At 73.7% G+C, this 10,776-nt stretch carries 12 protein-coding genes; 4 read left to right on the top strand and 8 right to left on the bottom strand.

The annotated features are described in order from the left end of the window. Positions 1 to 85: 85 nt before the first annotated feature. From ACFVHV_RS41805 to ACFVHV_RS41790, 4 genes are all read right to left on the bottom strand, one after another. Positions 86 to 325, bottom strand: coding sequence for an acyl carrier protein (locus ACFVHV_RS41805; protein WP_224283099.1), 240 nt, complete (start codon positions 323 to 325; stop codon positions 86 to 88). A gap of 75 nt (positions 326 to 400) precedes the next feature. Further along, a complete protein-coding gene (locus ACFVHV_RS41800; protein ID WP_359913083.1) occupies positions 401 to 1,432 on the bottom strand; it encodes a beta-ketoacyl-ACP synthase III in 1,032 nt (343 codons plus the stop codon). Then, positions 1,429 to 2,379, bottom strand: a complete 951-nt coding sequence (locus ACFVHV_RS41795) for an ACP S-malonyltransferase (RefSeq protein ID WP_359913080.1) — start codon at positions 2,377 to 2,379, stop codon at positions 1,429 to 1,431. The genes ACFVHV_RS41800 and ACFVHV_RS41795 overlap by 4 nt, the downstream gene beginning before the upstream one ends. 91 nt (positions 2,380 to 2,470) lie before the next feature. Then, a complete protein-coding gene (locus ACFVHV_RS41790) occupies positions 2,471 to 3,667 on the bottom strand; it encodes a helix-turn-helix domain-containing protein (protein WP_359913095.1) in 1,197 nt (398 codons plus the stop codon). A 224-nt stretch (positions 3,668 to 3,891) separates the two neighbouring features. Here ACFVHV_RS41790 and ACFVHV_RS41785 point away from each other — a divergent pair, with 224 nt between their 5' ends. Continuing rightward, entirely contained in the window at positions 3,892 to 4,668 is a 777-nt protein-coding gene (locus tag ACFVHV_RS41785; RefSeq protein ID WP_380358837.1) for a pirin family protein, read from the top strand. Between the two features lie 62 nt (positions 4,669 to 4,730). On the opposite strand, the gene ACFVHV_RS41780 is transcribed toward ACFVHV_RS41785, so the two are convergent. Next, positions 4,731 to 5,567, bottom strand: a complete 837-nt coding sequence (locus ACFVHV_RS41780; RefSeq protein ID WP_359913074.1) for a serine hydrolase domain-containing protein — start codon at positions 5,565 to 5,567, stop codon at positions 4,731 to 4,733. 133 nt (positions 5,568 to 5,700) lie between these two features. On the opposite strand from ACFVHV_RS41780, the gene ACFVHV_RS41775 reads away from it, so the two are divergent. Next, positions 5,701 to 6,204, top strand: coding sequence for a MerR family transcriptional regulator (locus ACFVHV_RS41775; protein ID WP_380358834.1), 504 nt, complete (start codon positions 5,701 to 5,703; stop codon positions 6,202 to 6,204). Then, positions 6,201 to 7,214: an aldo/keto reductase gene (locus tag ACFVHV_RS41770; protein WP_359913072.1), complete on the top strand. Its 1,014-nt coding sequence runs from the start codon at positions 6,201 to 6,203 to the stop codon at positions 7,212 to 7,214. The genes ACFVHV_RS41775 and ACFVHV_RS41770 overlap by 4 nt, the downstream gene beginning before the upstream one ends. Before the next feature lie 62 nt (positions 7,215 to 7,276). On the opposite strand, the gene ACFVHV_RS41765 is transcribed toward ACFVHV_RS41770, so the two are convergent. Beyond that, on the bottom strand, positions 7,277 to 7,855 hold the full coding sequence (locus ACFVHV_RS41765; protein ID WP_380358830.1) for a TIGR03086 family metal-binding protein: 579 nt from the start codon (positions 7,853 to 7,855) through the stop codon (positions 7,277 to 7,279). Positions 7,856 to 7,956: 101 nt separating this feature from the next. On the opposite strand from ACFVHV_RS41765, the gene ACFVHV_RS41760 reads away from it, so the two are divergent. Then, a complete protein-coding gene (locus ACFVHV_RS41760; RefSeq protein ID WP_380358827.1) occupies positions 7,957 to 8,949 on the top strand; it encodes a helix-turn-helix transcriptional regulator in 993 nt (330 codons plus the stop codon). Positions 8,950 to 8,965: 16 nt separating this feature from the next. Here ACFVHV_RS41760 and ACFVHV_RS41755 read toward each other — a convergent pair whose 3' ends face one another. Continuing rightward, on the bottom strand, positions 8,966 to 10,180 hold the full coding sequence (locus ACFVHV_RS41755) for an alpha/beta hydrolase (protein ID WP_359913063.1): 1,215 nt from the start codon (positions 10,178 to 10,180) through the stop codon (positions 8,966 to 8,968). 211 nt (positions 10,181 to 10,391) lie between these two features. Further along, positions 10,392 to 10,727: an MmcQ/YjbR family DNA-binding protein gene (locus tag ACFVHV_RS41750; RefSeq protein WP_380358825.1), complete on the bottom strand. Its 336-nt coding sequence runs from the start codon at positions 10,725 to 10,727 to the stop codon at positions 10,392 to 10,394. Positions 10,728 to 10,776 lie beyond the last annotated feature (49 nt).

The raw sequence follows: 10,776 nt of genomic DNA, 5'->3' as shown, positions 1-10,776 counted from the left end.
AGGCTCGACGAGCCCGGCCGACCGGTCAGCCTTCGCCGGCGTACGGGACGCCGGACGGGCTGGCCGAGTCGAACTGGTCGATCGATCAGGCGTTGAGGATGTAGTTCACCGCGTCGCCGACGGTCTTCAGGTTCTTGACCTCGTCGTCCGGGATCTTGACGTCGAAGCGCTCCTCGGCGGCCACGACGACCTCGACCATGGACAGCGAGTCGACGTCCAGGTCGTCGGTGAAGGACTTGTCGAGCTGGACGTCCTCGGTCGGGATGCCGGCGATCTCGTTGACGATCTCGGCGAGACCTTCCAGGACCTCTTCCTGGGTAGCCATACTGGCTGCTCCTCTACGGTGTTGAGCGTGTCCGGCCGGCGGCCGGGCACAGGCTTGTGAATTGGGCGAATGCGCCTAGGGGAGAGTAACGACTGCTGCGGCGTACACGAGACCCGCCCCGAACCCGATGATCAGGGCCAGGTCCCCGCTGTGGGCCTCACCGCTCTCCAGCATGCGTTCCATCGCCAGCGGGATGGAGGCCGCGGAAGTGTTGCCGGTCTCGGCGATGTCGCGGGCGACGGGTACCGACTCCGGCAGCTTGAGCGCCTTGATCATGGCATCCGTGATCCGCATGTTGGCCTGGTGGGGGATGAACGCGCCGAGCTGGTCGGCGGTGATCCCGGCGGCGTCCAGCGCCTGCTGGGCCACCTTGGCCATCTCCCAGACCGCCCAGCGGAAGACCGGCTGGCCGTCCATCCGCAGGGCCGGCCACTTGGTCTCCTCGCCCGCGCCGTTGATCGCGTCGGACTTGGCGAAGGCGGTGTCCCAGGCCTGGGTCTGGGTGATGAGGTCGGCCTGCGAGCCGTCCGAGCCCCAGATCAGCTTGCCGATGCCGGGGGTGTCCGACGGGCCGACGATCGCGGCGCCGGCGCCGTCACCGAAGATGAAGGCGGTGGAGCGGTCCGACTGGTCGGTCAGGTCGCTGAGCCGCTCGACGCCGATGACCAGCACGTAGTCGGCGTTGCCGCCGCGGATCATGCCGTCGGCCAGGCCGAGGCCGTAGCCGAAGCCGGCACAGGCGGCCGAGATGTCGAAGGCCGGGGCGTTGCCGCAGCCGAGCCGCTCGGAGATCTCGGTGGCGATCGCGGGGGTCTGCTTGAGGTGCGAGACGGTCGAGACGATCACGCCGCCGATCTGCTCGGCGGAGATCCCGGCCTGGGCGATGGCCTTGCCGGCCGCCTGGACCGACATCTCGGCGACGGACTCCTCCGGGCCGGCCCAGCGGCGCTCGGCGATCCCGCTGCGGGTGCGGATCCACTCGTCCGAGGAGTCGATCCACTCCAGGACCTCGGAGTTGGGGATCACCCGGACCGGGCGGTAGCCGCCGACGCCGAGGATGCGCGAGTACTGCGCGCCGCTCACCGGACGGATCTGGGGCTTGGTCATGCCTGGGTCTCCTGCTCCTGACCGCCGTGCTCCGCAACGAGCTCGCGGGCCTTGTCCAGATCGGCGGGGGTCTTGAGGGCGAGCGTGGCCACACCCTTGAGGTTGCGCTTGAGCAGCCCGGTGAGGGTGCCGGCGGGGGACAGCTCGATCACGGCCGTCGCACCCAGCTGCCCGAGGGTCTCCATGCAGAGGTCCCAGCGGACGGGGTTGGAGACCTGCGAGACCAGGCGCGCGAGCACCTCGGCACCGGTGTCCACGACCGCGCCGTCCCTGTTGGAGACGTAGCGGACCAGCGGGTCGGCCGCGGTCAGCGTCGGGGCCAGCTGGGCCAGCCGCTCGACGCCCGGGGCCATGTGCTCGGTGTGGAAGGCGCCGGCCACCTTGAGGGCGATCAGCTTGGCGCGGGTCGGCGGGTCCGCCTTCAGCGCCTCCAGCTGGTCCAGCGTTCCGGCGGCGACGATCTGGCCGCCGCCGTTGTTGTTGGCCGCGGTCAGACCGTGCTCGGCCAGCTTCGCCGCGACCTCCTCCGGCTCGCCGCCGAGCACGGCGAGCATGCCGGTCTCGGTGACGGCGGCGGCCTCGGCCATGGCCCGGCCGCGCTCACGCACGAAGGTCAGCGCGTCGTGGGCGCCGAGCACCCCGGCGCCGGCGGCGGCGGTGATCTCACCGACGCTGTGACCGGCCACGGCGCCGACCAGCTTGCGGGCGGCGTCCTCGTCCGGGAACAGCTCCCGGGCGGTCACCAGACCCGCCGCGACCAGCAGCGGCTGGGCGACGGCGGTGTCCTTGATCTCCTCGGCGGACGCCTCGGTACCGGCGTGCACCAGGTCGAGCCCGGCGACCTCCGACCAGCCGCGCAGGCGGTCGGCGACGCCGTCGAGCTCCAGCCAGGGGCTGAGGAAACCGGGGGACTGAGCACCCTGTCCAGGGGCGACGATTACGAGCACGGTTCAACCCTCTCTCGCCAGGCGCCCAGGGGCGGGTAGGCGACGGTAACGAAGAAAACCATCCCTGATTGTGCGGTTCCTACACTCCGGCTCAGCCGGGCTCCCCGACGGCGCCCAACCGGCCGAGGGCCAGTGCGATCCGCAGGGTGAACGCCGAACGTACGTCGGAGGGGGCGTACCCCGTGACGTCAGTCACACGTCGCAGCCGGTAGCGCACCGTGTTGGGGTGGACAAAGAGCATCCGGGCCGCGCCCTCCAGGGAGGAGGCCTGCTCCAGGTAGACGCTCAGGGTCTCCAGCAGGGCGGACCCGGCCTCGTCCAGCGGTGTGTAGATCTCCTCCACCAGCTGACGGCGCGCGGCCTGGTCGCCGGCCAGTGCCCGCTCGGGCAGCAGGTCGTCGGCCAGCACCGGGCGGGGGGCGTCCGGCCAGGCGGCGCAGGCCCGCAGGCCGGCCGCGGCGGCGTGGGCCGAGCGGGTCGCGGAGAGCAGGTCGGGCACGGTCGGGCCGACCACCACCGGGCCCGGCGCGAACTGGCCGATCAGCGCCCGGGCCGCGTGCACCGGCTCCTTCTCGCCGCCGACCACGACCACCAGGCGCTTGCCCAGCACCCCGGTCAGCACGTTCAGCTTGGCGTACCGGGCGGCCCGGCGGATCGCCTCGACCACCAGCTCGCTGTCGCCGTCCGGCGCGCTGCCCATCACCACCCGGACCTGGCTGGGCTGGCCCCAGCCGAGTGCGGCGGCGCGGGAGAGCACGCCCTCGTCGGCGTCGCCGGACAGCAGCGAGTTGACCACCAGCGCCTCCAGCCGGGCGTCCCAGGCGCCGCGCGCCTCGGCGGCCTGGGCGTACACCTGGGCGGTCGCGAAGGCGATCTCCCGGGCGTAGACCAGCACCGACTCGCGCATGTCCGCCTCGTCGCCGGGGGCGGCCACCTCCTCGATGGCCTCCTCCATCACCTCGATCGTGGTGCGGATCAGCTCGACGGTCTGGCGCAGGGTGATCGCCCTGGTCAGCTCGCGCGGAGCGGTGCCGAAGACGTCGGTGGAGATCGCCTGGGCGGTGTCGGGGTGGCGGTACCACTCGGTGAAGGCGGCGATGCCGGCCTGGGCCACCAGGCCGATCCAGGAGCGGTGCTCCGGCGGCATCCGCCGGTACCAGCCGAGCTGGTCGTCCATCCGCGAGATCGCGGCGGTGGCCAGCTTGCCGGAGGACTTCTCCAGCCGCTTGAGCGTCGCCGCCCGGCGTTCGGCGCGCTCGGCGGCGTTTCTGCGCTCCTGGGCGGTCAGGCGGGGCGCCGCACGGCCGGGTCGGTCACGGGCCGACCGGGGGGCCGGGCCCTTTCCGGCGGGGTCGGGTGCGGGGCTGGGACTGGGTTCGCTCTTGGAGTTCGCGGAGGCGGCTGGCACAAGGACAAGACTGCCTCACGCGAGTGACTGCTCGTGCACACCCCCCCCGGCACGGTGGCGCGGTGGCAGGAGTCGCACCGCGGCCCAGCCACTACGGTGGGGGCGTGACCGAAGCCCCCGACCGCCCCCGTGCCGACCTGCGCCGCACCGCCGAGCGCTACCGCTCCGTCCCGGCCGAGGGCGTCGAGACCAGGCACGCGTTCTCCTTCTCCGGCCACTACGACCCGAAGAACACCCACTTCGGGGCACTGCTCGCGTGCAACGAGGAACTCCTCGCCCCCGGCGCCGGATTCGAGGAGCACAAGCACCGGGACACCGAGATCCTCACCTGGGTGCTGGAGGGCGCGCTCGCCCACCGCGATTCGCACGGCCACAGCGGGGTGGTCCGACCCGGGATGGTCCAGCACCTCAGCGCCGGTTCCGGGGTCACCCACACCGAGCGCAACGTCGGCGGCGCCACCGGGCCGGTCCGCTTCGTCCAGATGTGGCTCCAGCCGGACGAGTTCGACGCGCCCCCCGCCTACGGCCTGCGCAAGGTGGAACCGGCGGACGGCGGGTTGACGCTGCTCGCCTCCGGGCTGGAGCGCGACGCCGGGACGGACGCCCTGCGGCTGCGCCGCGGCGACGCCGCGCTCTGGCTGGCCACCGCCGGGCCGTGGCAGCCGCTGCCGCTACTGCCCGAGGCGCCCTGGCGGTACGCCCACCTGACCGCCGGCTCGCTGGGCTACCGGACCGTCCCGGGGCCCAAGGGCGGCGGCCGCTCGATGGTTCCGGGCGACAGCGTGCGGATCACCGGCGAGGCCTTCGCCGACCCGGCGGCGGGGGAGACCGGCGCCGAACTCCTGCTCTGGGAGATGCACTCGCCGGTCTCCTACGGTTAGGGCGTGTCTGAACAATTCCCGCCGGGTGCGCCGACGCGAATGGTCGGACACGCCCCAGCGGCTCAGCGCTTCGGGAGTTCTTCGAGCACCGCGTCGGAGAAGGCCGGCCAGGCCTCGACCGCCCACGGCCCGAAGTCCCGGTCGGTGAGCGCGACGCAGGCGGCGCCGGCCTGCGGGTCGACCCACAGGAAGGTGCCGGACTGGCCGAAGTGCCCGAAGGTTCCGGGGGAGTTGGCGGCGCCGGTCCAGTGCGGGCTCTTGCCGTCGCGGATCTCGAAGCCGAGGCCCCAGTCGTTCGGGCGCTGGTGGCCGTAGCCGGGCAGCACACCGCTGGTGCCGGGGAAGGCGACCTCGCGGGTGGCCTGCCGGAGCGTGGACGGGTCCAGCAGCTTGGGTGCCTGCAGTTCGGCGGCGAACCGGGCGAGGTCGGCGACGGTGGACAGGCCGCCGGCGCCGGCCGGGGACTTGTGCGCGGTGTTGATCAGGGTGTCCGTCATGCCCAGCGGCTCGAACACCGCCTCGGCGGCGTAGCGGGAGAACTCGATCCCGGCGGCCTCGGACAGCGTCCGGGCCAGCACGTCGAAGCCCGCGTTGGAGTAGAGCCGGCGGTTGCCGGGCTCGCCGAACACCCGGTGCTCGTCGAAGCCCAGGCCGGAGGTGTGCGCGAGCAGGTGGCGGACGGTCGAGCCGGCCGGACCGGCCGGGTCGTCCAGCTCGAACACGCCCTCCTCGACGGCGACCAGCGCCGCGTACGAGGTGAGCAGCTTGGTCACCGAGGCGAGCGGGAACAGGTGCTGCTGCGGCCCGTGCGCGCCCAGGACCGCGCCGTCCGCCCCCCGGACCACCGCCGCCGCGGCATGGGGCACCGGCCAGTTCTCGATCATCCGCAAGCTCTCCATGGGATCCGACTGTAGTCGCCGGGAAATTCCGCGGAGAAGGTGGTGGTGGAGCCACCCGGGTGTCGGGCTTGCTTGGAGTGCACTCCAACTCGGTAGCGTCGTTCACGTCGTCCAGGACAGGGGGAAACGAGCGATGGCCGCACCCGCACGCATCGAGATCGACCTGCGCAGCTGCTCCGAGGTGTTCAGCCGCCCCGTCGGGGATCCGGACCCGAGGCCGAGGCACACCATCAGCGAGGTCGCCGCGGCGAGCGGGCTGACCACCCACACCCTGCGCTGGTACGAGCGGATCGGCCTGCTGGACCCGGTCGACCGGGCGGCGGGCGGCCAGCGCCGCTACTCCGACGCCGATCTGCACCGGCTGGCCTTCCTGGGCCGGCTGCGGCTGACCGGCATGTCGGTGGCGGACATGCTCAAGTACGTGGACATGGCCCGCCAGGGCGAGCAGACCTACGGGGAGCGGCGGCTGCTCCTGGAGGCCCAGCGCGAGGAGGTCCGACAGCGGATCGTGGACCTCCAGGCCACCCTCGCCGTCCTCGACTACAAGATCGATCTCTATGCCGGGAAGGTCGCCGGTGGCGCCGGAATCCCGGCCACGTGCCAGAACATCCATGTAGAGGAAGAGCAGAGCGCATGACTCAGACCGTCCTTCCCACCGTCGAACTCGGCACCGGCGGCCCGCTGGTGGGCGTCCAGGGCCTCGGCTGCATGGGCATGAGCGAGTTCTACGGCCCCACCGACACCGGCGAGGCGCTCGCCACCCTGGACGCCGCGCTGGCGACCGGTGTCACCCTCTTCGACACCGCCGACATGTACGGCTCCGGCCGCAACGAGGAGCTGATCGGCCCCTTCGTCCGGGCCAACCGGAACCAGGTGGTGCTCGCCACCAAGTTCTCCATCCTGCGCTCCGAGGAGGACGGCGCGGTCCGCGGCATCAGCAACGACCCGGCGTACATCCGGACCGCGGTGGACGCCTCGCTGCGCCGCCTCGGCACGGACGTGATCGACCTGTACTACATGCACCGCCGCGACCCGGCCGTGCCGCTGGCCGACTCGGTCGGTGCCATGGCCGAGCTGGTGCGGGCCGGCAAGGTGCGCCACCTCGGCCTGTCCGAGGTGACCGGGGCGGAGCTGCGCGAGGCGCACGCGATCCACCCGATCGCCGCGCTCCAGTCCGAGTGGTCGGTGTTCGCCCGTGACGTCGAGCGCACGGCGGTCCCGGCCGCGGCGGAGCTGGGCGTCGCCTTCGTGCCGTACTCGCCGCTCGGGCGGGGCTTCCTGACCGGCGCCTTCCAGGACGCCAAGGAGCTCTCGGCGGACGACTACCGCCGTTCCCACCCGCGCTACACCGGCGACAACGCGGCCGCCAACGGCGAACTGCTCGACCCGCTGCGGAAGATCGCGGCGGCCCGCGGCGTGACGCTCGCCCAGGTCGCACTGGCCTGGGTGCACCAGCAGGCCGAGGTGCACGGGCTGGCCGTCGTGCCGATCCCGGGCACCCGCAGGCGCGGCCGGCTCGCCGAGAACACCGCGGCGGCGACGCTGCGGCTGACCGCCGAGGAGCTGGCGCTGCTGGAGCCGGTGGCCGGCCGGGTGGCGGGGAACCGCTACGCGGACATGAGCTCCACCTCGGCGGCGCGGGAGTAGCGGGACCGGCGGCCCGGGGGAACCGGCGCGGGCTCCCCCGGGCCCCCCGGCCGGTGCCGGGCTCAGACCGTCCGGCCCATCCAGGCGGCCAGCCGGGTGTGCACGTCGGCGTCCTCGGCGACCGGCCGGACGGCGGCGAACGGGACGCCCGGCACCCGCTGTTCGGCCGGCAGCACGAACTCGGCGACGGCCAGCGCGGTCCGCGCCAGGTCGTCGTCCAGGGCGAAGCCGTTGCCGAGGCTCCCGGCGATGTCCCCGGAGTGGGTCACCAGCTCCATCAGGTAGCCGGCCACCGCCGCCGCGCCGGGCACCTCGCCCCAGGGGGCGACGGTCGGGCGGCCGAGCTTGGCGTCGTCCGCCCAGGCGGCGGTGACCCGGGCTCGGGCCCGGCCCAGCGCGGCCGGCCAGCCCTCGTCCGAGGGGTCCTCGACGGCGGCCACGACGTCCTCGGCGCGGCCGCCCTCGCCCATGTACGCGAACCGGTGGATGCCGCCGACCACGTGGTTCAGCAGCTGACGCAGGGTGAACTCGGTGCAGGGGGTGGGCCGGTCGAGGTCGGCCGGGGTGATCGTGGCGAACAGCTTCTCCAGCTGGTCGAGGGCGGTCAGGTACTGCGGGCGGGCATCCTGGACAGCGGTCATCGGCGCTCAACTCCCTGGTGTCGGGTGGTCTTTCGGGCTCGGAACGCAATTTCCCAGTAAAACCTGACAACTGCCGTCAGGATTACTGGGATTCTTGAGGCATGAAGGCCGACCGCCTGCTCTCGATCCTGCTGCTGCTCCAAACCCGCGGCCGGGTGTCCGCCACCGAACTCGCCGAGCGGCTGGAGGTGTCCGTCCGCACCATCTACCGCGACGTCGAGTCGCTCTCCGCCGCCGGGGTGCCGGTGTTCACCGAGCGCGGGCGGCACGGCGGCATCGGCCTGCTGCCCGGTTACCGCACCGACGTCACGGGCCTGACCGCGGACGAGGCCAGGGCGCTGTTCGTGCTCTCCGCCCAGGGCGCGCACAGCGACCTCGGGCTGGACGGGGCGCTCGGTTCGGCGCTGCGCAAGGTGATGGCGGCGCTGCCGGCCCCGCACCGGCCGGCCGCCGAGCGGATCAGCGAGCGGATCCTGGTCGACCCGGCCCGCTGGATGCAGACCCCCGGCGCGGTCGGCCCCGCCGCCGGGCCGGACCTGGGTGAGCTGCAGTACGCCGTCTTCGCCGACCGGCGGCTGCGGCTGCGCTACCGGCACGGCGGCACGCCCGCGCCGGTGGAGTACACCGTCGACCCGTACGGGCTGGTGAGCAAGGCGGCGGTCTGGTACCTGGTGGCCGATCTGAACGGCGAGCCGCGGCTGTTCCGGGTCGACCGGGTGCTGGCCGCCGACACCACCGAGGAGACGGTGCGGCGCCGGGCCGGGGTCGGGCTCGGTGACGCCTGGGCGGTGCTGCGCGAGCAGGTGGAGCGGCTGCCGAAGGACCTGCCGGTGCGGGTGCGGGTCCGGCGCGGACGGCTGGACATGTTCCTGCGCATCCACGGCGGCCGGGTCACCGCGCCGCCGCCGGAGGCGGGCGCCGGGCCGCCCGAGGAGTGGGCCGAGGTGGCGATGGCCTTCCCGGCACCGGCGGCCGTCCGGTCGCTGCTGGCCTTCGGCGCGGACGTCGAGGTGCTGGTCCCGCCGGCCGCCCGGCGCGAGCTGGCCAGGGCGGCGGCGGAGGCCCTGCGGCTGTACCAGGACCAGCCGTCCTGAGCCCCGGGGGCCGGCCTCAGGAGCCGGGGTTGGCCCGGACCACGTCCTGGTAGCGGCCGAGGGAGATCGCCGCGAAGTTGCGCAGGCTGTCGGTGCCCTCGGTGAAGTAGCCGTTGTGGCCGGCCGCGCGGGCCGAGGAGATCTGCTCGGAGCCGAAGCCGCTCGCCGTCGGGTCGGCGCCGTGGCCGAGTCCGCCGACCTCCAGGAACGGCACGTTGCCGATCCAGTCGCTGGGGTTGCGGGTGGCCCAGACGTGCACGCCGGCGCCCAGTTCGGTGGTGCTCTGCACGCCCATGCCGGGGCTGCCGAAGACCACCAGGTCGGTGATGCCGGAGGTGTCGGACGGCGAGGCCGCCGCGCGCGGGATCTCCGGGGCGGCGGTGCCGCAGACCACCGAGCCGTACGAGTGGCAGAGCAGCGACGGCGGCGCGTCCGGCCGGGTGGTCTCCTTCAGCCCGGAGAGCAGCCGCTCCAGCCGGGGGGCGGCGACGTCGGCGAGCCGGGAGGTGGCGGCGTCCGGGCCGAGGCCGGAGGGCGTGACGTAGCCGGTCCAGGAGATCACGGCGGTCCGGGTGTTCGGCGCCTGGCGCCGCTCCTCGGCGTGGAGGGCGCGGGCCATGCCGGCCGGGGAGCGCAGCGGCTCGGCGGCCTGGTCGTGGTGGCCGAGGTCGGCGTCCGAGCCGGGGACGAGCACGGAGATCCGCTCGGCGTCGGCGAGGTCGCCCCACACCTCGCTGACCAGGCCGCGGCCGCGCGGGTCGAAGGCCAGGACCTGCCGGCCGGGGGCGAGCAGGTGCTCGACGTCGTTGGCGCGGGAGACGGCCAGCGCGCGGGTGTCGGAGTCCAGTTCGCGGTCGGCGGCGCGGGCCAGGGCCCGGTCGCGCTCGGCGGCCAGGGCGATCCTGTTGGCGCGGTAGCGCAGGTCCAGCGGGGCGCCGTCGTAGTTGCCGACGACCAGCGGGTACTGCTGGATCAGCCGGTCCAGTTCGGTGGGCGCGAGCGAGGCGAAGAACGCCGCGGCGGCGGCCGGGGCGGTGGTGGCCGGGTCGGGCAGGGAGTGGCCGAAGGAGTGGTCCTGGACCCAGGCGGCGCTGCCGGCCGGAGGGGTGGAGATCGCCAGCTGTTCGGAGGAGACCGCGGCCGCGGCGGCGGCGCCTCCGGCGTCGGCGAGCACCGCGCAGCCGGCGAACGCCCCGATCAGTACCCGCTTCCAGCGCCGACGGTTGCGCACCGCACCAACTCCCTTGGGGCCCGTCACCGTTTCGCGGGCGGTGCCCGGAGGGTGCGATAGCTCTGCTGACTTCCCTGCGCAAGCCTAGGGGGCCCGGAGGGAGGACGGGAACGCCTAAACTGTGGGATGGATCACATGAACCCGGGGTGTCTGCGCGACGTCTCCCAGTGGTTCGGACGGTGCCCCGTGCGGCCGTTCGACAGGGCCGCGCTCAGGCGTCGAACTCGCGTACCAGGCGCTTCGGCGCCGTCCGCCGCCAGGCCTCGGTGACGAGGTCGTGCAGCTCGTCCCGGTCCACCAGGTCCAGCCGGACGCTCACCCAGCCGTGCCGTCCGACGTACGGGGCGGAGGAGAACACCTCGGGTTCGGCGGCGAGCAGTTCGGCCTGGTCCTCGGGGGAGGCCTTGACGGTGACCCGGTCCCCGTCGGGCGCGCCCATCGCGAAGATCCGGCCGCGGACCCGCAGCGTCTCGATGTCCCAGGTCGGCTCCTGGGCGGCTTCCGGCAGGGCCAGCGCCATCGTGCGGAACTCGTCGAACGTCACCATGGCGGCAGGGTAGGGCAGGACACCGACAGCGTGCCGCAGGGGCGCGGGC

Origin of the sequence: Kitasatospora sp. NPDC127116 (genome assembly GCF_042677365.1) — a bacterium.
In the GTDB taxonomy this organism is placed as follows: domain Bacteria; phylum Actinomycetota; class Actinomycetes; order Streptomycetales; family Streptomycetaceae; genus Kitasatospora; species Kitasatospora lactacystinica.
This window is presented reverse-complemented; position numbering and strand designations above follow the sequence as displayed.

Bases quoted from the DNA above. Each gene is read 5' to 3' on its own strand.
- ACFVHV_RS41805 (WP_224283099.1), bottom strand. From the start codon at position 325: ATGGCTACCCAGGAAGAGGTCCTGGAAGGTCTCGCCGAGATCGTCAAC.
- ACFVHV_RS41800 (WP_359913083.1), bottom strand. From the start codon at position 1,432: ATGACCAAGCCCCAGATCCGTCCGGTGAGCGGCGCGCAGTACTCGCGC.
- ACFVHV_RS41780 (WP_359913074.1), bottom strand. From the start codon at position 5,567: ATGGAGAGCTTGCGGATGATCGAGAACTGGCCGGTGCCCCATGCCGCG.
- ACFVHV_RS41775 (WP_380358834.1), top strand. From the start codon at position 5,701: ATGGCCGCACCCGCACGCATCGAGATCGACCTGCGCAGCTGCTCCGAG.
- ACFVHV_RS41770 (WP_359913072.1), top strand. From the start codon at position 6,201: ATGACTCAGACCGTCCTTCCCACCGTCGAACTCGGCACCGGCGGCCCG.
- ACFVHV_RS41765 (WP_380358830.1), bottom strand. From the start codon at position 7,855: ATGACCGCTGTCCAGGATGCCCGCCCGCAGTACCTGACCGCCCTCGAC.
- ACFVHV_RS41760 (WP_380358827.1), top strand. From the start codon at position 7,957: ATGAAGGCCGACCGCCTGCTCTCGATCCTGCTGCTGCTCCAAACCCGC.
- ACFVHV_RS41750 (WP_380358825.1), bottom strand. From the start codon at position 10,727: ATGGTGACGTTCGACGAGTTCCGCACGATGGCGCTGGCCCTGCCGGAA.